This window comes from Cognatilysobacter tabacisoli (assembly GCF_003586305.1).
GTDB classification, from domain to species: Bacteria; Pseudomonadota; Gammaproteobacteria; order Xanthomonadales; family Xanthomonadaceae; genus Cognatilysobacter_A; species Cognatilysobacter_A tabacisoli.
On the sequence record NZ_QXJI01000001.1, the window covers coordinates 755,239 to 781,556 of the forward strand.

The 26,318-nt window shown below is 69.9% G+C and carries 16 protein-coding genes; 12 read left to right on the forward strand and 4 right to left on the reverse strand.

Annotated features, from left to right (window positions below):
* The first annotated feature begins 210 nt into the window (after positions 1-210).
* The 5 genes from carA to recJ all read left to right on the forward strand — a co-directional run bounded on the left by carA (position 211) and on the right by recJ (position 7,915).
* The gene (carA, locus tag D3A60_RS08030; protein ID WP_119719034.1) at positions 211-1,362 is read left to right on the forward strand and encodes a glutamine-hydrolyzing carbamoyl-phosphate synthase small subunit; all 1,152 of its coding nucleotides are present in this window, start codon (positions 211-213) and stop codon (positions 1,360-1,362) included.
* Position 1,363: 1 nt separating this feature from the next.
* Positions 1,364-4,615: a carbamoyl-phosphate synthase large subunit gene (carB, locus tag D3A60_RS08035; protein ID WP_119718177.1), complete on the forward strand. Its 3,252-nt coding sequence runs from the start codon at positions 1,364-1,366 to the stop codon at positions 4,613-4,615.
* 136 nt (positions 4,616-4,751) lie between these two features.
* Entirely contained in the window at positions 4,752-5,228 is a 477-nt protein-coding gene (gene greA / locus D3A60_RS08040) for a transcription elongation factor GreA (protein ID WP_119718178.1), read from the forward strand.
* 3 nt (positions 5,229-5,231) lie between these two features.
* Positions 5,232-6,179 carry a phosphoglycerate mutase gene (locus D3A60_RS08045; RefSeq protein ID WP_119718179.1) on the forward strand — a complete coding sequence of 316 codons (948 nt, stop codon included), beginning with the start codon at positions 5,232-5,234 and terminating at the stop codon, positions 6,177-6,179.
* Positions 6,176-7,915 (forward strand): single-stranded-DNA-specific exonuclease RecJ, encoded by a 1,740-nt coding sequence (gene recJ, locus D3A60_RS08050; protein WP_119718180.1) that lies wholly within the window; start codon positions 6,176-6,178, stop codon positions 7,913-7,915. Before D3A60_RS08045 ends, recJ begins: the two co-directional genes overlap by 4 nt.
* 16 nt (positions 7,916-7,931) lie before the next feature.
* Here the strand turns inward: recJ and D3A60_RS08055 are convergent, their stop codons facing one another.
* Positions 7,932-9,116 carry an acyltransferase family protein gene (locus D3A60_RS08055; RefSeq protein ID WP_119718181.1) on the reverse strand — a complete coding sequence of 395 codons (1,185 nt, stop codon included), beginning with the start codon at positions 9,114-9,116 and terminating at the stop codon, positions 7,932-7,934.
* 154 nt (positions 9,117-9,270) lie between these two features.
* Between D3A60_RS08055 and D3A60_RS08060 the strand changes: the two genes are divergently transcribed.
* From D3A60_RS08060 to D3A60_RS08080, 5 genes are all read left to right on the forward strand, one after another.
* Complete coding sequence (locus D3A60_RS08060; protein WP_119718182.1) at positions 9,271-10,155, forward strand: LytTR family DNA-binding domain-containing protein; 885 nt, start codon at positions 9,271-9,273, stop codon at positions 10,153-10,155.
* Between the two features lie 72 nt (positions 10,156-10,227).
* Positions 10,228-11,356, forward strand: a protein-coding gene (gene prfB / locus D3A60_RS08065; protein WP_119718183.1) for a peptide chain release factor 2 whose coding sequence is annotated in 2 segments (ribosomal slippage) — positions 10,228-10,302 and positions 10,304-11,356 — 1,128 coding nt in all. Because the reading frame shifts where the segments join, the coding sequence is not laid out codon by codon here.
* Between the two features lie 115 nt (positions 11,357-11,471).
* Positions 11,472-12,992: a lysine--tRNA ligase gene (gene lysS / locus D3A60_RS08070; protein WP_119718184.1), complete on the forward strand. Its 1,521-nt coding sequence runs from the start codon at positions 11,472-11,474 to the stop codon at positions 12,990-12,992.
* Between the two features lie 60 nt (positions 12,993-13,052).
* The gene (locus tag D3A60_RS08075) at positions 13,053-14,162 is read left to right on the forward strand and encodes a response regulator (RefSeq protein ID WP_119718185.1); all 1,110 of its coding nucleotides are present in this window, start codon (positions 13,053-13,055) and stop codon (positions 14,160-14,162) included.
* Between the two features lie 3 nt (positions 14,163-14,165).
* Entirely contained in the window at positions 14,166-16,346 is a 2,181-nt protein-coding gene (locus tag D3A60_RS08080) for an ATP-binding protein (RefSeq protein WP_119718186.1), read from the forward strand.
* A gap of 21 nt (positions 16,347-16,367) precedes the next feature.
* Here D3A60_RS08080 and D3A60_RS08085 read toward each other — a convergent pair whose 3' ends face one another.
* Together D3A60_RS08085 and D3A60_RS08090 are read right to left on the reverse strand one after the other, a co-directional pair.
* Entirely contained in the window at positions 16,368-17,255 is an 888-nt protein-coding gene (locus tag D3A60_RS08085; protein ID WP_119718187.1) for a crotonase/enoyl-CoA hydratase family protein, read from the reverse strand.
* Between the two features lie 176 nt (positions 17,256-17,431).
* Entirely contained in the window at positions 17,432-19,111 is a 1,680-nt protein-coding gene (locus D3A60_RS08090; protein WP_119718188.1) for a long-chain fatty acid--CoA ligase, read from the reverse strand.
* A gap of 192 nt (positions 19,112-19,303) precedes the next feature.
* Between D3A60_RS08090 and D3A60_RS08095 the strand changes: the two genes are divergently transcribed.
* Positions 19,304-19,747, forward strand: a complete 444-nt coding sequence (locus D3A60_RS08095) for a nuclear transport factor 2 family protein (RefSeq protein WP_119718189.1) — start codon at positions 19,304-19,306, stop codon at positions 19,745-19,747.
* A 747-nt stretch (positions 19,748-20,494) separates the two neighbouring features.
* Here D3A60_RS08095 and acnA read toward each other — a convergent pair.
* A complete protein-coding gene (gene acnA, locus D3A60_RS08100) occupies positions 20,495-23,257 on the reverse strand; it encodes an aconitate hydratase AcnA (RefSeq protein WP_119718190.1) in 2,763 nt (920 codons plus the stop codon).
* A gap of 381 nt (positions 23,258-23,638) precedes the next feature.
* On the opposite strand from acnA, the gene acnB reads away from it, so the two are divergent.
* Entirely contained in the window at positions 23,639-26,224 is a 2,586-nt protein-coding gene (gene acnB / locus D3A60_RS08105) for a bifunctional aconitate hydratase 2/2-methylisocitrate dehydratase (RefSeq protein WP_119718191.1), read from the forward strand.
* Positions 26,225-26,318 lie beyond the last annotated feature (94 nt).

Here is a 26,318-nt window from a genome sequence, read left to right on the forward strand (position 1 = left end):
GCGAATCGGCGCGATTTCCCCAGTCGAAGCCGGCCGCGAGGTGAACGCGCGGCTGGCGCTGGGCGCGCCCGGTCGCTAGAATTCCCGCTCGCCTGAACCCCATCCGCTGGACCGGTCCCGCACCGCGTCCGCGCTTTGCTGCAGCCCGGTTTTTCGATGGCGCTGCGCTTCGGACGGGGTCAGCACCCCCCGGCAGCCAAGGCGAACCCCGTGACCCAAACCGCAATCCTCGCGCTCGAAGACGGCACCGTTTTCGAGGGCGTATCCGTCGGCGCGCCCGGCCTCTCGGTCGGTGAGGTGGTGTTCAACACCGCGATCACCGGCTACCAGGAAGTCCTGACCGACCCGTCGTACGCCCGCCAGCTGGTCACGTTGACGTACCCGCACGTCGGCAACACCGGCGTCACCGGCGACGACGACGAGGCCCGCCAGCTGTTCGCGGCCGGCCTGATCGTCCGCGACGTGCCGCGCCGCCACAGCAACTGGCGCGCGCAGGAATCGCTGCCGGCGTGGCTGCAGCGCCGCGGCGTCATCGCGATCGCCGGCATCGACACCCGCAAGCTGACGCGCCTGCTGCGCGACCGTGGCGCGCAGAACGGCGCGCTGATGGCCGGCGAGATCGAGGTCGACCGCGCACTCGAGGCCGCGCGCAAGTTCCCGGGCCTCAAGGGCATGGACCTCGCGAAGGAGGTCTGCACGCGCGAACGCTACGAGTGGACCGAGGGCCAGCTCGACCTCGACCGCAGCGCGTTCGCCAGCGCGCCGCCGCACGCGTCGGGCCGGCATTTCCACGTGGTCGCCTACGACTTCGGCGTCAAGCTCAACATCCTGCGCATGATCGCCGAGCGCGGCTGCCGGGTGACCGTGGTGCCGGCGCAGACTCCGGCTGCCGAAGTCCTGGCGATGCAGCCCGACGGTGTGTTCCTGTCCAACGGCCCGGGCGACCCCGCGCCGTGCGACTACGCGATCGCCGCGATCCGCGAGTTCGTCGCCGCGAAGGTGCCGACGTTCGGCATCTGCCTCGGCCACCAGCTCCTCGGCCTCGCGGCCGGCGCGCAGACGCTGAAGATGAAGTTCGGCCACCACGGCGCCAACCACCCCGTGCAGGACCTGGAGACCGGCCGGGTGATGATCACCTCGCAGAACCACGGCTTCGCTGTCGACGAGGCCACGCTGCCGGCCAATGTGCGCGTGACGCACCGCTCGCTGTTCGACGGCTCCAACCAGGGCATCGAGCTGGCCGACGCGCCGGCCTTCAGCTTCCAGGGCCACCCCGAAGCCAGTCCCGGCCCGCACGACGTTTCACCGCTGTTCGATCGTTTCGTTGCGCTGATGGAGCGCGCTTCCATGGAGAGCCGCTGACATGCCCAAGCGCACTGACATCAAGACCGTCCTGATCATCGGCGCCGGTCCGATCGTGATCGGCCAGGCCTGCGAGTTCGACTATTCCGGCGCGCAGGCGTGCAAGGCGCTGCGGGACGAGGGCTACCGCGTGGTCCTGGTCAACTCGAACCCGGCGACGATCATGACCGACCCGGACATGGCCGACGCCGTCTACATCGAGCCGATCAACTGGCAGACGGTCGAGAAGATCATCGCCAAGGAGAAGCCCGACGCGCTGCTGCCGACCATGGGCGGACAGACCGCGCTGAACTGCGCGCTGGACCTGGCCGACCACGGCGTGCTCGAGAAGTACGGCGTCGAGCTGATCGGCGCCTCGCGCGAGGCCATCCGCATGGCCGAGGACCGCGAGCTGTTCCGCGTCGCGATGGCCGAGATCGGTCTGGAGTGCCCGAAGGCCGCGGTCGCCAAGACGCTCGAGGAGGCGCTGGAGATCCAGACCCGCGTCGGCTACCCGACGATCATCCGGCCCAGCTTCACCCTCGGCGGCAGCGGTGGCGGCATCGCCTACAACCGCGAGGAGCTGGTCGAGATCGTGACCCGCGGCCTAGAGCTGTCGCCGACGACCGAGGTGCTGGTCGAGGAATCGGTGCTGGGCTGGAAGGAATTCGAGATGGAGGTGGTCCGCGACACCAAGGACAACTGCATCATCGTCTGCTCGATCGAGAACTTCGACGCGATGGGCGTGCACACCGGCGACTCGATCACCGTCGCGCCTGCCCAGACCCTGACCGACAAGGAATACCAGCGGCTGCGGGACGCGTCGATCGCGGTCCTGCGCAAGATCGGCGTCGATACCGGCGGGTCGAACGTACAATTCGGCATCAACGCCCAGAACGGCCGGGTCGTCGTCATCGAGATGAACCCGCGCGTATCGCGCTCGTCGGCGCTGGCGTCGAAGGCGACCGGCTTCCCGATCGCCAAGATCGCCGCCAAGCTCGCCGTCGGCTACACGCTCGACGAGCTGCGCAACGAGATCACCGGTGGCGCCACGCCGGCGTCGTTCGAGCCGACGATCGACTACGTCGTCACCAAGATCCCGCGCTTCGCGTTCGAGAAGTTCCCGCAGGCCGACGCGCGCCTGACCACGCAGATGAAATCGGTCGGCGAGGTCATGGCGATGGGCCGCACGTTCCAGGAGTCGCTGCAGAAGGCCCTGCGCGGGCTGGAGACCGGCAAGGTCGGCCTCGACCCGACCGGCCTGGACCTCGCCAGCGAAGAGGGCCTGACCGCGCTGAAGCGCGAGCTGAAGGAGCCGGGCCCGGAGCGGATGTTCCACATCGGCGACGCGTTCCGCGCCGGCCTGTCGGTCGACGACGTCCACGCGCTGTCGTTCGTCGATCCGTGGTTCCTCGACCAGATCGAGCAGATCGTCGCCACCGAGCAGGCCGTCGCCGACGCCGGCCTCGGCGCACTCGACGCCCGCCGCATGCGCGCGCTCAAGCGCATGGGCTTCTCCGACGCGCGCCTCGCGCAGCTGACCGGCACCGACGAGACCGCGGTGCGCACGCTGCGCCGCGCGTTCGGCGTGCGCCCGGTGTACAAGCGCGTGGACAGCTGCGCAGCCGAATTCGCGACCACCACCGCCTACATGTACTCGACCTACGAGGACGAGTGCGAGGCGCAGCCGACCGACCGCGACAAGATCATCGTGCTCGGCGGCGGGCCGAACCGCATCGGCCAGGGCATCGAGTTCGACTACTGCTGCGTGCACGCCGCGCTCGCCCTGCGCGAGGACGGCTACGAAACGATCATGGTCAATTGCAACCCGGAGACCGTGTCGACCGATTACGACACCTCCGACCGGCTGTACTTCGAGCCGCTGACGCTCGAGGACGTGCTCGAGATCTGCGACCTGGAGAAGCCCAAGGGCGTGATCGTGCAGTACGGCGGCCAGACCCCGCTGAAGCTGGCGCGCGCGCTCGAGGCCAACGGGGTGCCGATCATCGGCACGTCGCCGGACAGCATCGACCTGGCCGAGGACCGCGAGCGCTTCCAGCAGCTGGTGCAGGACCTGGGCCTGGCGCAGCCGCTGAACCGCACCGCGCGCAATCCGGAGGACGCGCTGCGCCTGGCGTCGCAGATCGGCTACCCGCTGGTGGTGCGCCCGAGCTACGTGCTCGGCGGCCGCGCGATGGAGATCGTGCACTCCGACGCCGACCTGACGCGCTACATCCGCGATGCGGTCAAGGTGTCGAACGACTCGCCGGTGCTGCTCGACCGGTTCCTCGACAACGCGGTCGAGGTCGACGTCGACGTGATCGCCGACAAGGACGGCAACGTGCTGATCGGCGGCGTCATGGAGCACATCGAGGAAGCCGGCGTGCACTCGGGCGACTCGTCGTGCTCGCTGCCGCCGTACTCGCTCACCCCGGCCGTGCAGGAGAAGCTGCGCACGCAGGTGGTCGCGCTGGCCAAGGCGCTGAAGGTGGTCGGGCTGATGAACACCCAGTTCGCGGTCACCTTCGACGCCGACGGCAACGACACCGTGTACCTGATCGAGGTCAACCCGCGCGCCTCGCGCACCGTGCCGTTCGTGTCGAAGGCCACCGGAATGGCGCTGGCGAAGATCGCCGCGCGCTGCATGGTCGGCCAGACGCTGGCCGGGCAGGGCGCGAACCGCGAGATCATCCCCGACTACTACTCGGTCAAGGAAGCGATCTTCCCGTTCGCGAAGTTCCAGGGGGTCGATCCGATCCTCGGCCCGGAGATGCGCTCCACCGGCGAGGTCATGGGCGTCGGCCGCAACTTCGGCGCCGCGATGGCGCGCGCTCAGGAGGCCGGCGGCATCAAGGCGCTGCCCGCCGGCGGCAAGGTGTTCGTCTCGGTTCGAGACCCCGACAAGCATCGGGTGCTCGACGTCGCGCGCGACCTGGTCGCGCGCGGGTATTCGATCGTCGCCACCGCCGGCACGCACGCCTTCCTGACCGAGCACGGCCTGGCCTGCGAGCGGATCAACAAGGTCACGGAGGGCCGGCCGCACATCGTCGACCTGATCAAGAACGGCGAGATCGTCTACCTGATCAACACGACCGAAGGCCGCCAGGCGATCAACGACTCGTTCTCAATCCGCCGCGAGGCGCTGCAGCAGCGGCTGACATACTCGACGACGGTGTCGGGCGCACGGGCGCTGGTGAACTCACTCGACTACCGCGGCACGGGTCCGGTGTGGTCGCTGCAGGAGCTGCACGCGCAGGTCAACGGCGCGGCGTAGCGATCAACGAACGGGGCGGGATCCGGTGCATGCCGGATCTCGCGCGACCGTCATCGCATGACGCGTGGGCCCCTCCGGGGCACAATCGCGTCCAGACCAGTCAGTACCGGCGTCGAGCCGGAGCAAGGAATCCGCAATGCGAGCACCCATCACCTCGAAAGGCGCGCAGCGCCTGCGCGCCGAGCTCGAGGAGCTCAAGTCGGTCAAGCGGCCGGCCGTGATCCACGCGATCGCCGAGGCGCGCGCGCACGGCGACCTCAAGGAGAACGCCGAGTACCACGCCGCACGCGAGCAGCAGGGCTTCATCGAGGGGCGCATCAAGCAGCTCGAGGGCGAGCTGTCGCACGCGCAGGTCATCGACGTGTCGTCGCTCAATGCCGGCTCGCGCGTGGTGTTCGGCGCGACGGTGCAGCTGGCCGACGTCGAAACCGACGAAGAGAAGACCTACCAGATCGTTGGCGACTTGGAGGCCGACATCAAGCAGGGACTGATCGCGATCTCGTCGCCGGTGGCGCGCGCGCTGATCGGCAAGCACGAGGGCGACAGCGTGACCATCGAGGCCCCGGGCGGCACCCGCGAGTACGAGATCATCGGCGTCCGCTACGAGGGCTGACCGATGGCGACCGCCACGCTGCTGCTCCCGCACCGCGACGCGTTCGACGGGCAGGGGCTGTCGCAGCCGCTGGCGCAGGCGCTCGGCCGCGCCGACCGCACCATCGCCGACGGCGACCAGCGCACGCGCATCCTCGACGTGCTGCCGCGCGGCTGGCCGGCTGCCGCGGCCACGCGCCAGCGTGACGTCGGCGATGCCGCGCACGGCGCGTGGCTGCGCGCCGATCCGGCGCACGTGCGCGCCGACATCAACGGGGCGCGACTGCTCGGCTACGGCGCGGCGCTGTCGCTGACGCCGGAGGACAGCGCAGCGTTCCTGCCGGCGCTGCGACCGCTGTTCGGCGACGCCGGCTTCCAGCTCGACGCGCCGACGCCCACGCGCTGGTACCTGCGCCTGGCGCACGGGGCGCGGCTGCCGGCGTTCACGGCGCCGGAGGACGCGCTCGGCGCGGACGTGTTCGACCACCTGCCGGGGAGTGCCGACAGCAGCCCCGAGGCGCGTCGATGGCGGGCGCTGGCCAGCGAAGCGCAGGTCGTGCTGCACAACCACCCGCGCAACGCCGAGCGTGCCCAGGCCGGCCTGCCGGCGATCAACTCGCTGTGGTTCTGGGGCGCCAGCCAACTGCCGGACCACGTGCGCAGCGCGTTCTCGCAGGTCGTCACGCGCGACGACGCGCTCGACGCGATCGCCGCGCTCGCCGGCGTGACCGCATCCGCACCGGGCGACGGCTGGGCGCCGGTGGAAGCCGACACCGCGATCGACCTGCGCGACGCGCGCCAGTGGCGGAACGTCGAGGCGCCCTGGATTACGCCCGCGCTCGCCGACCTGCGCAGCGGCCGGCTGGAGGCGCTGATCCTCGACTTCGCCGACGGGGTGCGGTTCACGCTGGCGCACCGGCAGCGCTGGCGCTTCTGGCGGCGTCCGCTGCGCGCGCTGGCGCCGGCGCCATGACGCCCGACGGGCGCGGCCCCGTGGCGTCACCGGTCCTGCGGCGGCGCCCGGTTCCCGATTCGGCGCAGTGGCCGCCAGGGCTGCCGCCGCTGCTGGCGCGGGTCTACGCCGCGCGCGGCGCGACGACGCTCGAGACGGCGCAGCCGAAACTGACCCACCTGCTGCCGCCGGACACGCTCGGCGGCCTCGACGTCGCCGTCGCGCTGCTCGCGGACGCCATCGCCGATGGCCGCCGCATCGTCGTCGTCGGCGACTTCGACTGCGACGGCGCGACCGCGTGCGCGGTGGGCGTTCGCGGCCTGCGCCTGCTCGGCGCGCGCAACGTCGCCCACGCGGTGCCGAACCGGATGGTGCACGGCTACGGCTTGTCGCCGGCGCTGGTGGAGGACCTGGCCGCCCTGCAGCCCGACCTGATCGTGACCGTCGACCACGGCATCGCCTGCCACGCCGGCATCGCCGCGGCCAAGGCGAAGGGGTGGCAGGTGCTGGTGACCGACCACCACCTGCCTGGCGAGACCCTGCCGCCGGCGGACGCGATCGTCGACCCGAACCAGCGCGGCGACGCGTTCCCGAGCAAGGCGCTGGCCGGCGTCGGCGTGATGTTCTACGTGCTGCTGGCGCTACGCCGGCACCTCCGGTCGCTCGGTCGCCTTCCGGAGCCGCAGCCGGACCTGTCGGTGCTGCTCGACCTGGTGGCCGTGGGCACCGTCGCGGACCTGGTTCCGCTCGACGCCAACAACCGTGCGCTGGTGTCGGCCGGCCTGCGCCGGCTGCGCGCCGGTCACGGCTGCGCCGGGCTGCGCGCGCTGGTCGAGGTCGCCGGCCGCGACGCGGCGCGGCTGACCGCGTCCGACATCGGCTTTGCGATCGGGCCGCGCCTCAACGCCGCCGGCCGGCTGGAGGACATGGCGCTGGGCATCGAGTGCCTGCTGACGGACGACCTGGCGCAGGCGCGCGAGATCGCCGCGCTGCTCAACGAGATCAACGGTGAACGCCGCGCCGTGCAGCAGCAGATGACCGACGAGGCCGAGGCGGCGCTGGCGCGGGTTGCGCTGGGCGATGCCGCGCCGCCGCTGGCCGTGTGCCTGTTCGACGCGCAGTGGCATCCGGGCGTGGTCGGTCTGGTGGCGTCGAAAATCAAGGAGCGGCTGCACCGTCCGGTGATCGCGTTCGCCCCGGCCGAGCCCGGCGCGACGACCCTGCGTGGCTCGGCGCGCTCGATTCCCGGGTTCCACATCCGCGACGCGCTGGCCGATGTCGCCGCCCGCCATCCCGACCTGATCGAGCGCTTCGGCGGGCACGCGATGGCGGCGGGCATGAGCCTGCGCCTCGACGCGCTGGACGCGTTCCGCGCGGCGTTCGAGTCGGCCGCCGCGCGGCTGCTGACGCCGGAGCTGCTGCAGGCCGACGTGCCGAGCGATGGCGCGCTGGCCCGCGACGAGTTCCATCGCGCGTCGGCGCAGGCGCTGCGCGACGGCGGGCCGTGGGGGCAGGCGTTCCCGGAACCGCAGTTCGACGGCGAGTTCGACGTGCTCGGCTGGCGGGTCGTCGGCGAGCGTCACCTGAAGCTGGAGCTCGGCCTCGACGGCCTGAGGCTCAACGCGATCGAGTTCGGCGGGTGGCGCGGGATCGCGCCGCCGGATCGGGTGCGCATCGCCTACCGGCTGGAGCCCGACGACTACCGCGGCGGCGACGCCGTCCAGCTGGTCGTGACCCACCGCGAGGCCGTGGACTGACCGCGGCCGGCACGCGCTACGGCGCGGGCTCGGTCTGCAGTCGGGCCGATGGCGCCGCAGCGGCGCGCTTGAGTCCGAACAGCGGCCGCAGCCAGCCGACGCGCCGGATGACCTCGTAGGCGCCGAAGCACGCCGCGAATGTGAGCGCCACCAGCAGCAGTCCCTCCAGCAGCGGCGGCATCGCCAGCGGCCGCAGCCGGTAGGCGGCCACGACGATCACCGTCTGGTGGAGGATGTAGACCGGGAACACCGCCGGCACGAGGTAGCGCAGCGTCCCGCTGTTGGCGTTGCGGAAGCGGTACGCGAAGCCGCAGACCGCCGCGATCGCGCTCCACTGGTTGACCGCCCAGACCGCGCGTTGCACCCCGCGCAGCAGGTGCGGGACGTTGTCGCCGTAGCCGGACCCGTAGAAGTACCAGGCCAGGAACGCGTAGCTTGCGCCCGCGAGCCCCAGCGACAGCCAGCGCAGGCGCTGCAGCCGCTGCCAGAAGCCGTCGGCCCGCGCGAGCAGGAAGCCGAGCAGGAACACCGGCAGGTACTGGGCGTGGTTGTACCAGTCGTCGACGAGGCCGTGCGTCGACTCGAAGCGGCCCACCAGCGCGATCCGCGCGATCGCCACCAGCGCGATCGGCGCCCACAGCGCCGCCGGGCCGGCGAGCCACCGGCCGACACGGGACCGCAACCCGGACACGGCGCGAGGCGCCAGCCGCGCGAGCGCCCACGCGATCACGGTGTATACCCACAGGTACGCGACGAACCACAGGTGGTTCCAGGTCGGCACGTCCAGGCACCCGTCGTCGTCGCAGAACCCCGGGTCCGCCTGCAGGTACCGCCCCCAGAAGGCGAGGTAGCCGTCGTGGTAGCCGCCCGGGATGCGCGAGTCCATCACCTCGTAGTAGGCCTGCGGCGGCACGACCACCAGCATGCCGAACAGCAGCGGGACCAGCAGGCGCCACGAGCGCGCGCCGATGAAGCCGCGCGTGCCACGGTCTAGCAGGAACGCCGTGGCCGCGCCCGAGACCAAGAACAGCAGGGCCAGCCGCCACGGCGCGGTCAGCAGCATCAGCGGCTCCAGCGTCTCGCCCGCGGCCGGGCTTTTGACGTGCCAGTCCCAGCTCACGTAGTACATGCCGACGTGGTAGAGCACGAGCAGCCCGAAGGCGGCGACGCGGATCGCGTCGAGGTCGTGGCGGCGTTCCATCGGGCACCTCGGCAGGTCGGATGCAGCCACGCTAGCGCCGTCCCACGCGCCGTTTCGACCGTCGGGTGACGGAGCGGGGGCCGCGCAGGGACGAACCGCGGGCTGCAGGGACGAGCGGAGGCGGGGACCGCGCCCCCGTCCGTACAATCCGCCGATGCGCCCCGCCGACCACTCCGCCTACGAACGCTACCTGCCGTGGAAGCGCACGGTCGAAATCGGCTACTGGGTCGTCCTGACCCTGATCAACGCCATCGGCAACAGCATCACCGTGGCGATGGACGTGCGCCGGGTCGACCTGGATTTCGCGACGTGGGAGCCGGTGGTCTGGGAGACCAGCAGCGGCGTGGTGATGCTGGCGCTGATCCCGGCCGTCGTCTGGTTCAGCCGGCGATTCCCGCTGCACTGGGACACGCTCCGGCGGGTGCTGCCGTGGCACGTGCTCGGCAGCGTCGTGTTCTCGGTGGCGCACGTCCTCGGCATGGTGGCGCTGCGCAAGCTGGCCTACGCGACCCAAGGCCTGGACTACCCGTTCGGGCCGTGGCCGTCGGAGCTGTTCTACGAGTACCTGAAAGATGTGCGCTCCTATGCCGGCATGGTCGCCACGATCGAGATCTACCGGCTGCTGCTGCGGCGGTGGCAGGGCGAGGCCAGCCTGCTGGCGGCGCCGGACGAGGGCGAGCCGCTCGAGCCGGTCGAACGCCCGGAGCGGTTCCTCGTGCGCAAGCTGGGGCGGGAGTTCCTGGTCGCGGCGGCGGACATCGAGTGGGCGCGGGCGTCCGGCAACTACGTCAACCTGCGCGTGCGCGGCCACGACTACCCGCTGCGCAGCACGATCGGCGGCGTCGAGGCCAAGCTCGACCCCGCGCGGTTCGTCCGCATCCATCGCAGCTACATCGTCAACCTCGACCAGATCGGCTCGATCGAGCCGCTCGACAGCGGCGACGCGCGGGTCCACCTGCGCGAGCCCGGCAGCGGGCCGCTGCCGTGCAGCCGCCGCTATCGCGACGGGCTGCGCGGGCGCGCCGGCGTCGGTGGCTGAACGCAGCGGCCAACCGCCGCGCCGGGCTTGCTAGAATCGCCGGTTCATCCGCGCCACGGCAGCCAAACGGACATGATCGAACTCAATCCCGTCCGCCAGCGAATCGCCGACCTGACCGGTCGGCTGGATTCGCTGAGGGGGTACCTTTGACTACGACCAGAAGGTCGAACGTCTCGAGGAAGTAAACCGCGAGCTGGAAAGCCCGGACGTCTGGAACAACGCCGAACGCGCCCAAGCCCTCGGCCGCGAGCGCTCGTCGCTCGAAAAGGTCGTCGACGGCATCCGCACGCTGAAGGAAGGCCTCGTCGGCGCCGGCGAACTGCTCGAGCTGGCCGAAATGGAAGACGACGAGGGCACCGCGCTCGCGGTGGTCGACGACGTCGAGCGCTACGCCAAGGACGTCGAGAAGCTTGAGTTCCGCCGCATGTTCTCCGGCCAGATGGACGGCGCGAACGCGTTCGTCGACATCCAGGCCGGCGCCGGCGGCACCGAGGCCCAGGACTGGGCCGAGATCCTGCTGCGCATGTACCTGCGCTGGTGCGAGTCGCGCGGCTGGAAGACCGAGCTGATGGAAGTCAGCGGCGGTGACGTGGCCGGCATCAAGTCGGCGACGCTCCGGGTCGAGGGCGATTTCGCCTACGGCTGGCTGAAGACCGAGACCGGCGTGCACCGGCTGGTGCGCAAGTCGCCGTTCGACTCCGACAACCGCCGGCACACCAGCTTCACCTCGGTGTTCGTGTCGCCGGAAGTCGACGACAACATCGACATCGAGATCAACCCGGCCGACCTGCGCACCGACGTGTACCGGTCGTCCGGCGCCGGCGGCCAGCACGTCAACAAGACCGAGTCGGCGGTGCGCATCACCCACATCCCGACCAACATCGTGGTCGCGTGCCAGACCGGCCGCAGCCAGCACCAGAACCGCGACAATGCGATGAAGATGCTGGCGGCCAAGCTGTACGAGCTCGAGATCCAGAAGCGCAACGCCGAGCGCGATGCCGTGGAAGCCACCAAGTCCGACATCGGCTGGGGCAGCCAGATCCGCAACTACGTGCTCGACCAGAGCCGCATCAAGGACCTGCGCACCGGCATCGAGCGCAGCGATACGCAGAAGGTGCTCGACGGCGACCTCGACGAGTTCGTCGAGGCCAGCCTGAAGGCCGGCCTCGAGGCCGGCTCGAAACGCAGCGACGCCGTCTGACCCGACGGGCCTCCCGCGGGTGGCCCGCCGCTTCTTTGCCCCGCGCCCGGGCCTCGCCCACACTGCACGCACCGCCTGCCCCGGACCCGGGGCCGCGCCCACCAGACCCGATGCCATGACCGACGACCTCCAGCCGCCGCACGCCGACGAGAACTTCCTGATCGCCGAGCGCCGGGCCAAACTGCGCGCGCTGCGAGGGCAGGGCATCGCGTTCCCGAACGACTTCCGCCGCGCACACTACGCAGGCGACCTGCAGGCCGAATTCGCCGACGCCGACCGCTGGACCGGCGAGGCGCTCGAAGCGGAGGGCCGCCGGGTCGCCGTGGCCGGCCGCGTGCTGCTGAAGCGGGTGATGGGCAAGGCCAGCTTCGTGCAGATCCAGGACGAATCGGGCCGCGTGCAGCTGTTCCTGCAGTCGAACGCGCTCGGCGATACCTACGAGGCCTTCAAGGGCTGGGACGTCGGCGACATCGTCGGCGCCGAAGGCACATTGACCCGCACCCGCACGGGCGAACTGTCGGTGAAGGCCGAGGCGTTGCGCCTGCTGACCAAGGCGCTGCGCCCGCTGCCGGACAAGTTCCACGGGCTCAGCGACGTCGAACAGCGCTACCGCCAGCGCTACGTCGACCTGATCGTCTCGCCCGAGGCGCGCGAGGTGTTCGTCAAGCGCAGCAAGATCATCCGCGCGATGCGGGAGTGGCTCGACACCCGGCGCTTCCTCGAGGTCGAGACGCCGATGATGCATTACATCCCCGGCGGCGCCACGGCCAAGCCGTTCGTGACCCACCACAACGCGCTGGACCTGCAGCTGTACCTGCGCGTCGCGCCGGAGCTGTACCTCAAGCGCCTCGTCGTCGGCGGCCTTGAGCGCGTCTACGAGATCAACCGGAACTTCCGCAACGAGGGCGTGTCGACCCGGCACAACCCCGAGTTCACGATGCTCGAGCTGTACGAGGCGTATGCCACGTACACCGAGATCATGGACCTCACCGAAGGGGTGATCCGCGACGTCGCGGCGCAGGTGCTCGGGTCCACCGCAGTCGAGTGGGACGGCCAGGCGATCGACCTGGGGCCGGCATTCCGGCGCTGGTCGATGATCGACGCGGTGCTCGAACACAATCCGGAGATCGCGCGCGACGACCTGCGCGACCTCGACCGGATGCGCGCCCACTGCGCGCGCCTGAAAATCGGCGTCAAGCCGTCGTACGGCTGGGGCAAGCTGCTGCTGGAGGTGTTCGAGAAGACGGTCGAACACACGCTGGTGCAGCCGACCTTCATCACCGACCACCCGGTCGAGGTCAGTCCGCTGGCCCGCGCCAGCGACCGCGACCCGGAGCTGACCGACCGCTTCGAGCTGTTCATCGGCGGCAAGGAGCTGGCCAACGGCTTCAGCGAGCTCAACGACCCCGAAGACCAGGCCGCGCGGTTCCAGGCGCAGGTCGACGCAAAGGAGGGCGGCGACGACGAGGCCATGCACTTCGACGCCGACTACATCCGCGCGCTCGAGGTCGGGCTGCCGCCGACCGGCGGGCTGGGCATCGGCATCGACCGGCTGGTGATGCTGCTGACCGATTCGGCGTCGATCCGCGACGTGCTGCTGTTCCCCTACATGCGTCCGGAAGCGCACGGCGCCTGAGTTGTCGCAACGCCTTGTGCGACCCGGCGCGACGGGTGCCTATTCACGATTGCGCGCGGTATGCTGCGGGCGAACCCGGTCCTCGCGCCGCTGCATGGTCCAGACGCCCGCGTGAATGTCGTCATAGTTGATGATCAGACTTCGGCGCGCACGATGCTGCGCCACATCATCGAGGACATCGCCTCGGAGCTGAACGTCTTCGACTTCGGCGAGCCCGAGGCGGCGATGGCCTGGTGCGAGTCCAGCCAGCCCGACCTGCTGCTGCTCGACTACCGCATGCCCGGCATCGACGGGCTCGAATTCGCGCGCCGCTTCCGGCGCATGCCGATGCACCGCGACATCCCGATCATCCTGGTCACCGTCGTCGGCGACGAGCCGATCCGTCAGGCCGCGCTCGACGCCGGCGTGATCGACTTCCTCGTCAAGCCGGTGCGCCCGCGCGAACTGCGCGCCCGCTGCCGCAACCTGCTGCAGTTGCGCCAGCAGTCCGAGAACGTCAAGCAGCGTGCGCTGTCGCTCGAGCAGCGCCTGCTGGCGAGCATGCACGAGGTCGAAGAGCGCGAGCGCGAGACGCTGTCGCGGCTGGCGCGCGCGATCGAATACCGCGACGCCGGAACCAGCGCATACCTCGAGCGCATGGCGCGGATCGCGGGCCTGATTGCCGAACAGCTCGGGATGTTCGAGGACGAGGTGCGGATGATCGAGCTGGCCGCGCCGCTGCACGACATCGGCAAGATCGCCATCCCGGACGCGGTGCTGCTGAAGCCGGGCCCGCTCGACGAGGCCGAGACCGCGATCATGCGCCGGCACCCCCGCATCGGCCACGAGCTGCTCAGCGGCAGCCAGAACCGCTTCATCCAGACCGGCGCGACGATCGCGCTGCGCCACCACGAGCGCTACGACGGCAGCGGCTATCCCGACGGGCTGGCCGGCGACGAGATCGCGCTGGAGGCGCGCATCGTCGCGGTCGCCGACGTGCTCGACGCGCTGGTCTCGCCGCGCCCGTACAAGAAGGCGTGGGACCTCGACAGCGCGCTCGGCTACCTCTACGCGCAGCGCGGCCGCCTGTTCGACCCGCGCTGCGTCGATGCGCTGATGCGCGGCCGCTCGCGGCTCGAAGAGATCTGCCTGCAGTTTTCCAAGAGCGTGGCGCGCCCCGGCATCGACTAGCCGATGAGAGAGATCCTCGCCTCCGTCCGTTCGCGCCTGTCGGGCCGGCCCGACACCGAGCATGCGCAGAACATCGTGCGCATCGCGATCGTCTCGCTGTTCATCGCCTACATGGGCTGGAACCTGCTGGGGGTCGAGGACACCGGCACGCTGCTGGTGACGTGGCTGATCCTGGTCGGCGAGCTGCTGGTCTCGGTGACGCTGCTCGCGCTCATCCTTCGCAACCCCGGTGTCTCCCACGCGCGGCGCTGGGTCGGGATGGTCGCCGACTACAGCGCGATCGGCGCGGTGATGATCCTCGAGGGCGAGCCCGCGTCGCCGCTGTACGCCGTGTTCCTGTGGGTGACCATCGGCAACGGTATGCGCTACGGCAACCGCTACCTGCGCATCGCCACCGCGCTGGCGACGCTGTCGTTCCTCAGCGTGATTCGCCTGTCGCCGTACTGGGGCGCGAATCCCTACCTGGCCTGGGGCCTGCTGCTCGGCGTGATCGCCGTGCCGCTGTACTTCGACTCCCTGCTCAATGCGCTCACCGGCGCGATCGAGGAGTCGCGCCGGGCCAACGAGGCCAAGACCCGCTTCGTGGCGAACATGAGCCACGAGCTGCGCACGCCGCTCAACGGCATCATCGGCATGGCCGACCTGCTGGTCACCAGCAAGCTGGACGACTCGCAGCGCGAGTCGGCCGAGATCATCCAGACGTCCGCGCAGACGCTGCTGCTGCTGGTCGACGACATCCTCGACATTTCCGCGATCGAGGCCGGGAAGCTCCGCACCCAGGTGCAGGACTTCGACCCGCGGGCGCTGCTCGAGCGTGTCCGCAAGATGGTCGTGCAGCAGGCGGCGGCCAAGCAGGTCGAGCTGCGGTTCGAGTGCGACCCGTCGGTGCCGATGATCCTGCGCGGGGACTCGCAACACCTGCTGCAGGTGCTGCTGAACCTGGCCAACAACGCGGTGAAGTTCACCCCGAGCGGTCGGGTGAGCGTGCACGTGCGCGAGCTGTCGCGTCGCGGCGACGAGCTGCAGGTGCGGTTCTCGGTGCGCGACACCGGCATCGGCATCCCGCACGAGGCCCGCGCGCGGATTTTCCAGGCGTTCGAGCAGGTCGACAGCGGCCGCGACCGCCGCTACGGCGGCAGCGGCCTCGGCATCACGATCGCCAAGACGCTGACCGAGCTGATGGGCGGCGGGATCGGCTTCGAGGACAACACCGGTGGCGGCACGCACTTCTGGGTCGACCTGCCGCTGACGGCAGTGACCCAGCAGGTGTACCAGACGTCGGCACCGCAGCTCGCGGCCGTGCCGAATCCCAGCGCCGACGCGTCGAAGGTCATCGCATTCGACGATCCGTTCATCCGCCACCGCGCGCGCGTGCGCAGCCTGACGGTGCTGGTCGCCGACGACCAGCCGGCCAACCGCATCGTGCTGCAGCGGCTGCTCGAACGCGCCGGCCATCGCGTGGTGTTCGCCGAAGACGGCGAGCAGGCGCTCGACCGCATCGAGACCAGCCAGCTCGACGCGGTCGTGCTCGACCTGCACATGCCCGGCATGAGCGGGTTCGACGTGATCCGGCAGGCGAGGGTGCTCCAGGCGGGCGGTCCACGCACGCCGATCATCGTGCTGTCCGCCGACGCGACGGTGCAGGCACTGGAGGAGGCCGAGCGCGCGGGCTCGTTCGCGTTCCTGACCAAGCCGGTCGTGGTGGCGCGGCTGCTCGAGACGCTGGCGCGGGCCGCCTCCGGCGCAACGGCGCGCGAGGCCGAGCGGGTGAAATCGGTGGGGCCAGCGACACCCCTGTCGGAAAGCGGCGGCGTGCTGCAGGAGCTGGCGTCGATGCAGCTCGGCGACGCGTTCCTGCGCCAGTTCGTCGAACAGTGCCTGCGCGACATGACCCGCTGCATGGGCATGATTCAGCAGGCGGCACAGGACAACGACGGCGAAGCGCTGCACGAGGCGGCGCATGCGATGCGCGGCGTGGCGGGGAACCTCGGTGCCGCGGCGCTGGCCGAACGCTGCCAGCAACTGATGCGCCACGGCGTCGCCGCGCTGTCGCGCGACGGCAAACGGCTGACCGGCGACCTCGAGCGGATGGTCGAAACCACCGCCCACCAGGCGCGGTCGGAACTGCGGGGACTGCTGTCGCAGGACGCCGGGCAGGGCGATACGCACCCCGGCCCGGAGTGATCCAGCGTCAGCGCGGGCCGATCAGGCCCCGCAGGCGGCACCCTGGCGGCGGTACTGCGCGCGCACCAGCCGTTCCATCGTGCGCAGCGACTTCTCGCCCAGGCGCAGCGCCGTGTCGACCCACACCTCGGTGATGTCCATCATTTCCTGCAGCGTCACCGGCTGCGCCATGTCGCGGACGCGGTGCATCGCGGCGCGGGCGTGCGGGATGCGACGGTTGGCGCGGATGACCTCGTCGACCGCGTCCATGCCCTGGCCCTTCGGAGCGAGAACGTCGACCAGCCCCATCTTGTAGAGCTCTTCGGCGGCGAACACGTTGCCCTCGAGCATCAGCTTTTCTGCCTGGCGCGGCGCGATGCGCTTGCACAGGAACGAATACGCGCCCATGCCCGGGAACAGGTCGAACAGCACCTCCGGCAGGCCCATCAGCGCGCCTTCCTCGGCGACGATCGTGTGGCAGCTGAGCGCCGCCTCGAACCCGCCGCCGAGCGCGTCGCCCTGGACCAAGGCGATGCTGTGTGCACCGGCGTCGATGCCGACGTGGAACGCGTGCACGCCGCGGACGCACTGGCGTGCGTAGGCCATCAGGCCCTCGCGGTCGCCGCGACGGATCAGCTGGCAGAACAGCTCGAGGTCGCCGCCGAGGTTGAACACGTCGTTGTCCGACGCCAGCACGACGTGCGGCAGCTTGTCGCCGCGGCGCAGGTTGGACTCCAGGCGCAGCCGCGCGCCGAGGTTGCGCTGGTAGTCGAGGATGTCGTCGACCAGCTGGGTCGAGAAGCAGGCGCGGCCCGGGGACGCCACGAGGTTGGCGTGCATGTGGCACCAGAACACGCTGCGCTCGGTGTCTTCGGTGGTGCGCAGGGTGTCGTAGGACTCGGTGCGGTAGAACGGCTGAACGACTGACATGGCGAAGTCTCCGTAGGGAAGTGCCGTCCCGGCCGGTCGCTGCTACGGGACGACAAAGGGGTGCTGCTCTGGGCGTCCGACAATCGATTCTATGCGCCTAAAAGGAAACGCCCGCAAGGCGCGGGGCCTGGCGGGCGCGGGCAGGTCGGTCGGGCCGGGGCAGCTGCCCCTGGGCGTCACCCTGCGGCGGGCGGGTCCCGGAGCTCGCGGCGCAGGATCTTGCCGACGTTGGTCTTGGGCAGTTCGGTCCGGAACTCGACGAATTTCGGGTGCTTGTAGCCGGTCAGGTTCTCGCGGGCGTGGGCGCGGACCTGGTCGGCCGTCAGCGCCGGGTCCTTCTTGACGATGACCACCTTGACGGCCTCGCCCGACTTCTCATCCGGCACGCCGACCGCGGCCACCTCGAGGACCCCCGGCATCATCGCGATGACGTCCTCGATCTCGTTCGGGTACACGTTGAAGCCCGAGACCAGGATCATGTCCTTCTTGCGGTCGACGATATAGAAGAAGCCCTGCTCATCCATGCGGGCCATGTCGCCGGTGTGCAGCCAGCCTTCGTTATCGATGACGTTGGCCGTTTCTTCGGGCCGGTTCCAGTAGCCCTTCATGACCTGCGGGCCCTTGATGCACAGCTCGCCGACTTCGCCGACCGGCAGCATCCGGCCGTCCTCGTCCTTGACGCAGGCGTCGGTCGACGGGATCGGCAGGCCGATGGCGCCGTTGTAGTCCGGCAGGTCCATCGGGTTGATGCACGCGGCGGGCGAGGTCTCGGTCAGGCCGTAGGCCTCGACGAGGGTCACGCCGGTGACCTGCTTCCAGCGCTCGGCCACCGCGCGCTGCACGGCCATGCCGCCGCCGAGGGTGAGGTGCAGGTGGGAGAAATCGACCTCGTCGAAGCCCGGGGTGTTGAGCAGGCCGTTGAACAGCGTATTGACGCCGGTGATGGCCGTGAAGGGGATCTTCTTGAGCTCCTTGACGAAGCCCGGCATGTCGCGCGGATTGGTGATCAGGTAGTTCAGTCCGCCGAACTTCATGAAGACCAGTCCGTTCGCCGTCAACGCGAAGATGTGGTACAGCGGCAGCGCGGTGACGATGATCTCCTCGCCCAGCTTGACGTTGGTGCCGACCCACGCCGCAGCCTGCTGCATGTTCGCCACCATGTTGCGGTGGGTCAGCATCGCGCCCTTGGCCACGCCGGTGGTGCCGCCGGTGTACTGCAGGAACGCCACGTCCTCCGGCGCGCTCTGCACGTCGGGCAGGGCATGCATCTGCCCGAGGGTCAGCGCGTCGCGGAACCGGATCGCGCCCGGGATGTCGTAGTCGGGCACCATCTTCTTCACGTGCTTGAGCACGAAGTTGACGATCGAGCCCTTCGGGAAGCCGAGCATGTCGCCCAGGCCGGTGGTGATGACCTGCTTGATCTGCGTGTCGGCGACGACTTCCTGCACCGTCGTGCCGAAGTTGTCGAGGACCAGGATGGCGCTGGCGCCGGAATCGACGAGCTGGTGCTTGAGCTCGCGCGCGGTGTACATCGGATTGACGTTGACGACCGTCAGACCCGCTCGCAGCACGCCGAACGTGGCGATCGGGTACTGCAGGCAGTTGGGCATCATGATCGCGACGCGATCGCCCTTCTTGAGCTTGAGCTCGCCGAGCAGGTAGGCCGCGAACTGCCGGCTGAGGCGGTCGACCTCACCGTAGGTCAGCACCTTGCCGAGGTTGGCGAAGGCGGGGCGATCGCGGTACTTCTCGATCGCGTTCTCGAGCACCGACACGATCGACGGGAACTCCTCGACGTCGATCGTCGGCGACACGCTCGCCGGGTACTGCGCCAACCACGGACGTTCCAGACTCATCGAGATCCCCTCTCCCTAGCGCGTTTCGGGCCGCCCGCGTGCCGATGCGGAGGCGTACGTTGTCGGTTCGATTGGAGCATAGGCTCTAGGGGCTGGCAAGGCAGAACGATCGCGTGGCGAGGCCTCGCTGCGGCTTCCGTGGATGGCGCGGCGCGCGGTAGCGTGGCGGCCTCGCCTCGAGTTGGAACGCCCATGCCGCCGATCGGTCTTCGTTGCTTCCTCCTTGCGCTCGCCTTCGCCATCGCCGGCCTTTCAGGGTGCCGCGGCACGCCGCCCGAGGCGCAGCTGCGGGCGCAGATGCAGCGCGTGCAGGACGCGCTCGAAGCGCGTGACGTCGGCGGCCTGCGCGCCGTGCTCGCCGACGACTTCGTCGGACCCGAGGGCCTCGACCGTGCGGGTGCCGCACGCCTCGCCCAGGGCGCGTTCCTGCGCTACCGCGACGTCGGGCTGACCATTGGGCCGCTCGACATCATGCTGCGCGACGACTTCGCGACCGTCCGGTTCACTGCGGCGGCGCGCGGCGGGGCCGGTGGCCTGCTCGAGCAGTCCGCGCAGGTGTACGACGTCGAGACCGGCTGGCGCCGCATCGACGACGAGTGGCTTCTGACCAGCGCCCGGTGGGAGCCCAAGCTCTAGGCGAGCGGCGTCGGTTTGCGGCCTTTCTTGGTTCCGGTTGGGTGACGGCGGACCGGAGCGACCCGCAGCCTACCGGCCCGCGCCGGCGCGAACGCCCTCGCGCACTGCGCGAGGGCAGGGCGTCCGCCGCTCGCGAAACTCAGGCGATGCTGCGGCTGGCCAGCTGACGCAACACGTAGTGCAGCAGGCCGCCGTGGCGGGTGAGGCCCGGCGCTTGCGGACCATCGGTCCGCGCCGGCGCGAACGCCCTCGCGCACTGCGCGAGGGCACGGCTTCTGCAGCTCCCGAAACTCAGGCGAGGCTGCGGCTGGCCAGCTGACGCAACACGTAGTGCAGCAGGCCGCCGTGGCGGGTGAGGGACGGCGCTTGCGGACCATCGGTCCGCGCCGGCGCGAACGCCCTCGCGCACTGCGCGAGGGCAGGGCTTCAGCTGCTCGCGAAACTCAGGCGATGCTGCGGCTGGCCAGCTGACGCAACACGTAGTGCAGCAGGCCGCCGTGGCGGGTGAGGGAGGGCGCTTGCGGACCATCGGTCCGCGCCGGCGCGAACGCCCTCGCGCACTGCGCGAGGGCAGGGCTTCAGCTGCTCGCGAAACTCAGGCGATGCTGCGGCTGGCCAGCTGACGCAACACGTAGTGCAGCAGGCCGCCGTGGCGGGTGAGGGAGGGCGCTTGCGGACCATCGGTCCGCGCCGGCGCGAACGCCCTCGCGCACTGCGCGAGGGCAGGGCTTCCGCCGCTCCCGAAACTCAGGCGATGCTGCGGCTGGCCAGCTGACGCAACACGTAGTGGAGCAGGCCGCCATGGCGGAAGTACTCCACTTCCTTCGGCGTCAGCAGAAGCACCGCCGCCTCGAAGCGGATCTCGCGCCCGTCGGACTTGCGCGCGACGACCGTCGCGGTGCGCGCGGCGCCGTCGTCGAGCCCGGTGATGTCGATCACCTCGCTGCCGTCGAGGCCGAGCGTTCCTGCGTTCTGTCCGGGCTTGAACTGCATCGGCAGCACGCCCATGCCGACCAGGTTGGACCGGTGGATGCGCTCGAAGCTCTCGGCGATCACCGCCTTCACGCCGAGCAGGTTGGTGCCCTTGGCGGCCCAGTCGCGCGACGAGCCGGTGCCGTACTCCTTGCCCGCCATCACCACCAGCGGCACCCCCTCGTCCTTGTAGCGCATCGCCGCGTCGTAGATCGGCAGCTTCTCGCCGGAGGGCTGGTGCAACGTGTTGCCGCCCTCCTCGCCGCCGAGCATCAGGTTCTTGATGCGGATATTGGCGAACGTGCCGCGGACCATCACGTCGTCGTTGCCGCGCCGGCTGCCGTAGCTGTTGAAGTCCGCCGGCTGCACTCCGCGCGACTGCAGGAAACGCCCGGCCGGCGAGTCCTTCTTGATGTTGCCGGCCGGCGAGATGTGGTCGGTGGTGATCGAGTCGCCGAACAGCCCCAGCACGCGCGCGCCGCGGATGTCCCGGATGGTGCCGACGGCCATCGTCATGCCGTCGAAGTACGGCGGATTCTTGATGTACGTAGACGCCTCGTCCCACGCGTACGACTCGCCGTCGGGCGATTCGATCTGGTTCCAGCGGGTGTCGCCCTTGAACACGTCGGCGTAATTCTGCGCGAACAGCTCCGGCCCGACGGTCGCCGCGATCGTGTCGCCGATTTCCTTGTTGCTCGGCCAGATGTCGCGCAGGAACACCGGCTTGCCGTCAGGCGTGTGGCCGAGCGGGTCGCGGGTGAGGTCGATGTCGACCGTGCCGGCGATCGCGTAGGCGACCACCAGCGGCGGCGACGCCAGGTAGTTCATCTTGACCTCGGGGTGCACGCGGCCCTCGAAGTTGCGGTTGCCCGACAGGACCGAGGCGACGGCCAAGTCGTTCTCGGCGATGCCGCGCGACACTTCGTCGGGCAGCGGGCCGGAGTTGCCGATGCAGGTCGTGCAGCCATAGCCGACGACGTAGAAGCCGAGCGTCTCGAGATCGTCGAGCACGCCGGCCTTCTTCAGGTAGTCGGTGACCACCAGCGAGCCCGGGCCCAGCGAGGTCTTGACCCACGGCTTGGCCTTGAGGCCGAGCCGCGCGGCGTTTCGCGCGAGTAGGCCGGCACCGAGCATCACCGCCGGATTGGACGTGTTGGTGCACGAGGTGATCGCGGCGATCACCACCGAGCCGTCGCACAGGTCGGCGTCCTGGTCGTGGATGCGGATCCGCGACGTCGGGCGCGCGGCGAGGTGTTCGGCCTGCGGCTGGTCGCCGCCCTCGGCGTCCATGCGCTTGACCTCGCCCCGGCGGGCCTGGCGCCCGGCCGTGAGCCCCTCGAGGCTGGCGTGGAAGTTCTCCTGGACCTTCTCGAGCAGCACGCGGTCCTGCGGCCGCTTCGGGCCGGCAAGCGACGGACGCACATCGCCGAGGTCGAGCTCCAGCGTGGTCGAGTAGTTCGCCTGCGGCGACGCGGCGTCGTGCCACAGGCCCTGCGCCTTGGCGTAGGCCTCGACCAGCGCGATGTGGGCCTCGCTGCGGCCGGACAGGCGCAGGTAGGTCAGTGCCTCGGCATCGATCGGGAAGATGCCGCAGGTGGCGCCGTACTCCGGCGCCATGTTCGCGATCGTCGCGCGGTCGGCCAGCGGCAGGTGCTGCAGGCCGTCGCCGAAGAACTCGACGAACTTGCCGACCACGCCGAGCGAACGGAGCATCTGGGTGACGGTCAGCACCAGGTCGGTCGCGGTCGCGCCTTCGGGCAGGCGACCGGTGAGCCTGAAGCCGACCACCTGCGGAATCAGCATCGACGACGGCTGGCCGAGCATCGCGGCCTCGGCCTCGATGCCGCCGACGCCCCAGCCGAGCACGCCGATGCCGTTGATCATCGTGGTGTGGCTGTCGGTGCCGAACACGGTGTCCGGGAACGCCTGCAGCTCCACGCGGCCGTCCGGCAGCGTCACCTCGCGCTCCATCACGACGCGGGCAAGGTGTTCGAGGTTGACCTGGTGGACGATGCCGGTGTTCGGCGGCACCACCTTGAAGTCGGCGAATGCCTTCTGGCCCCAGCGCAGGAACGCGTAGCGCTCCTTGTTGCGCTCGAACTCGATCTTGCCGTTGAGGTCGAGCGCGTCGGCGCGCCCGAATACGTCGACCTGCACCGAGTGGTCGATGACCAGCTCGGACGGGATCAGCGGGTTGATCTGGGACGGCTTGCCGCCGAGGCGGGCGACGGCGTCGCGCATGGCCGCCAGGTCGACCACGCACGGCACGCCGGTGAAGTCCTGCAGGACCACGCGCGCCGGCATGAAGGCAATCTCGGTGTCCGGCTCGGCCTTCGGGTCCCACTGGGCGACCGCCTCGATGTGCGCCGGCAGCACGCTGACGCCGTCCTCGTGCCGAAGCAGGTTCTCCAGCAGGATCTTCATCGAATACGGCAGGCGGGCGAGGTCGTAGCGCTCGCCGAGCACCGGCAGGCTGAAGTAGGTCAGGGCGCGACCGCCGAGTTCGAGCTGGCGGCGGGTCGAGAAGGAGTCGGACATGGGGGGGGGCTCCCTGTGTGCGGGGACGGACGGCACCTGCGCAGGGCCGGGCGGGCGCTGCCGGTGGCAAGGGACATGGGGCCACGGGATTATCACGAAATCGCATTCAGGTCGCGTGTAACCACGACCAAGGTCGAAGGCTCCGCGTTTCGAAACGGGCCGCAAACCCTTGTCGCAGAAGGCCTGCGGGCATGGCTCGGGTTTGCCCGCAGGCCCGTCGTCGGGCAAAATACGCACCCGGGATTGGCCGCCCTCCGAACGCACGCGCGTCGGCCGGCGTGGCTCCCGGTTCCTGTGTCGCCCTGTCTCCCGCGCACGCGGCCTCGCGGCCGCGCGTGGCGATGCGACGGGTGCCCTTCCGCCTCACCTGACGGGATTTCCATGCTCTCCAGCTACCGCCAACACGTTGCCGAGCGCGCCGCGCTGGGCATCCCGCCGCTGCCGCTGACCGCACAGCAGACCGCCGAGGTCATCGAGCTGCTGAAGCAGCCGCCGGCGGGCGAGGAGGGCTTCCTGCTCGACCTGATCACCCATCGCGTACCGGCCGGCGTCGACGACGCCGCCAAGGTCAAGGCCTCGTACCTGGCCGCGGTCGCGTTCGGCACCGAAGCGAGCCCGCTGCTGAGCCGCGAGCGCGCGACGGAGCTGCTGGGGACCATGCTCGGCGGCTACAACGTGCACCCGCTGGTCGAACTGCTCGACGACGCCGTCGTCGGCGGCATCGCCGCGAACGCCCTGAAGAACACCCTGCTGGTGTTCGACGCTTTCCACGACGTCCAGGAGAAAGCCGAGCGCGGCAACGCCAACGCCGAGTCCGTGCTGCGCAGCTGGGCCGAGGCCGAGTGGTTCACCAGCCGCCCGCCGGTGCCGCAGAGCCTCACCGTCACGGTGTTCAAGGTGACCGGCGAAACCAACACCGACGATCTGTCGCCGGCACCCGACGCGACCACGCGCCCGGACATCCCGCTGCACGCGCTGGCGATGCTGAAGAATGCGCGCGACGGCATCGTCCCCGAGGAGGACGGCAAGCGCGGCCCGGTCCGCTTCATCGAATCGCTGAAGGAGCGCGGCCACCTCGTGGCCTACGTCGGCGACGTGGTCGGCACGGGCTCGAGCCGCAAGTCGGCGACCAACTCGGTGCTGTGGTTCACCGGCGAGGACATCCCGTACATCCCGAACAAGCGCTTCGGCGGCGTGTGCCTGGGCTCCAAGATCGCGCCGATCTTCTACAACACGATGGAGGACGCCGGTGCGCTGCCGATCGAACTCGACGTGTCGCAGATGCACATGGGCGACGTGGTCGAGCTGCGCCCGTACGATGGCAAGGCGCTGAAGAACGGCGAAGTGATCGCCGAGTTCCAGGTCAAGTCGGACGTGCTGTTCGATGAGGTCCGCGCCGGCGGCCGGATCCCGCTGATCGTCGGCCGCGGCCTGACCGCCAAGGCGCGCGAGGCGCTGGGCCTGCCGCCGTCGACGCTGTTCCGGCTGCCGCAGAACCCGGCCGACACCGGCAAGGGGTACTCGCTGGCGCAGAAGATGGTCGGCCGCGCGTGCGGCCTGCCCGAGGGCACCGGCGTGCGCCCGGGCACGTACTGCGAGCCGAAGATGACGTCCGTGGGTTCGCAGGACACCACCGGCCCGATGACCCGCGACGAGCTCAAGGACCTGGCCTGCCTGGGCTTCTCGGCCGACCTGGTCATGCAGTCGTTCTGCCACACCGCGGCGTATCCGAAGCCGGTCGACGTCAAGACCCACCACACGCTGCCGGAATTCATCTCCAACCGCGGCGGCATCTCGCTGCGCCCGGGCGACGGCGTGATCCACAGCTGGCTCAACCGCATGCTGCTTCCCGACACCGTCGGCACCGGTGGCGACTCGCACACCCGCTTCCCGGTGGGCATCTCGTTCCCGGCCGGTTCGGGCCTGGTCGCGTTCGCCGCGGCCACCGGCGTGATGCCGCTGGACATGCCGGAATCGGTGCTGGTGCGCTTCAAGGGCGAGATGCAGCCGGGCGTAACCCTGCGTGACCTGGTCAACGCGATCCCGCTGTACGCGATCAAGTCCGGCCTGTTGACGGTCGCCAAGCAGGGCAAGAAGAACATCTTCTCTGGCCGCATCCTGGAGATCGAAGGCCTGCCGCAGCTGAAGGTCGAGCAGGCGTTCGAGCTGTCCGACGCCTCGGCCGAGCGCTCCGCGGCCGGCTGCACGGTCAAGCTCGACAAGGAGCCGATCGTCGAGTACCTGACCAGCAACATCACGCTGCTGAAGTGGATGATCGCCGAGGGCTATGCCGACGCGCGATCGCTGTCGCGGCGCATCCGCAAGATGGAGGAGTGGCTGGCCAACCCGCAGCTGCTCGAGGGCGACGCCGACGCCGAGTACGCGGCGGTGATCGAGATCGACCTCAACGAGATCGTCGAGCCGATCGTCGCGTGCCCGAACGATCCGGATGACGTCAAGACGCTGTCGGACGTCGCCGGCGCGCACATCGACGAAGTGTTCATCGGCTCGTGCATGACCAATATCGGCCACTTCCGTGCGGCTGCGAAGCTGCTCGAAGGCAAGCGCGACATCCCGACCCGCCTGTGGGTCGCACCGCCGACCAAGATGGATGCGTCCGAACTGACCAAGGAAGGCCACTACGGCACCTTCGGCACCGCCGGTGCGCGGATGGAAATGCCCGGGTGCTCGCTGTGCATGGGCAACCAGGCCCAGGCGCGCGAGGGCGCGACGGTGTTCTCGACGTCGACCCGCAACTTCCCCAATCGCCTCGGCCGCAACACCAACGTGTACCTGGGGTCGGCGGAACTGGCGGCGATCTGTTCGCGCCTCGGCCGCATCCCGACCCGCGAGGAGTACATGGCGGACATCGGCGTGATCAACACCAACGGCGCGCAGATCTACCGCTACATGAACTTCGACCAGATCGAGGAGTACCAGCAGGCGGCGGACACCGTCGCGGCCTGATCGGGCACCGCGCCGAATGAAAACCCCGGCTCCGGCCGGGGTTTTTTGTGTCCGCGCTCAAGACTTGGCCGGCGCGCCATGCGCCTTTGGTCGA

What these genes read in the sequence shown, in the direction of transcription:
- acnA (WP_119718190.1), bottom strand. Translation starts at nt 23,257, where the DNA reads ATGTCCGACTCCTTCTCGACCCGCCGCCAGCTCGAACTCGGCGGTCGC.
- D3A60_RS08080 (WP_119718186.1), top strand. Translation starts at nt 14,166, where the DNA reads ATGAGAGAGATCCTCGCCTCCGTCCGTTCGCGCCTGTCGGGCCGGCCC.
- carB (WP_119718177.1), top strand. Translation starts at nt 1,364, where the DNA reads ATGCCCAAGCGCACTGACATCAAGACCGTCCTGATCATCGGCGCCGGT.
- D3A60_RS08045 (WP_119718179.1), top strand. Translation starts at nt 5,232, where the DNA reads ATGGCGACCGCCACGCTGCTGCTCCCGCACCGCGACGCGTTCGACGGG.
- D3A60_RS08060 (WP_119718182.1), top strand. Translation starts at nt 9,271, where the DNA reads ATGCGCCCCGCCGACCACTCCGCCTACGAACGCTACCTGCCGTGGAAG.
- D3A60_RS08055 (WP_119718181.1), bottom strand. Translation starts at nt 9,116, where the DNA reads ATGGAACGCCGCCACGACCTCGACGCGATCCGCGTCGCCGCCTTCGGG.
- lysS (WP_119718184.1), top strand. Translation starts at nt 11,472, where the DNA reads ATGACCGACGACCTCCAGCCGCCGCACGCCGACGAGAACTTCCTGATC.
- recJ (WP_119718180.1), top strand. Translation starts at nt 6,176, where the DNA reads ATGACGCCCGACGGGCGCGGCCCCGTGGCGTCACCGGTCCTGCGGCGG.
- D3A60_RS08085 (WP_119718187.1), bottom strand. Translation starts at nt 17,255, where the DNA reads ATGTCAGTCGTTCAGCCGTTCTACCGCACCGAGTCCTACGACACCCTG.
- D3A60_RS08090 (WP_119718188.1), bottom strand. Translation starts at nt 19,111, where the DNA reads ATGAGTCTGGAACGTCCGTGGTTGGCGCAGTACCCGGCGAGCGTGTCG.
- D3A60_RS08095 (WP_119718189.1), top strand. Translation starts at nt 19,304, where the DNA reads ATGCCGCCGATCGGTCTTCGTTGCTTCCTCCTTGCGCTCGCCTTCGCC.
- acnB (WP_119718191.1), top strand. Translation starts at nt 23,639, where the DNA reads ATGCTCTCCAGCTACCGCCAACACGTTGCCGAGCGCGCCGCGCTGGGC.
- greA (WP_119718178.1), top strand. Translation starts at nt 4,752, where the DNA reads ATGCGAGCACCCATCACCTCGAAAGGCGCGCAGCGCCTGCGCGCCGAG.
- D3A60_RS08075 (WP_119718185.1), top strand. Translation starts at nt 13,053, where the DNA reads ATGCTGCGGGCGAACCCGGTCCTCGCGCCGCTGCATGGTCCAGACGCC.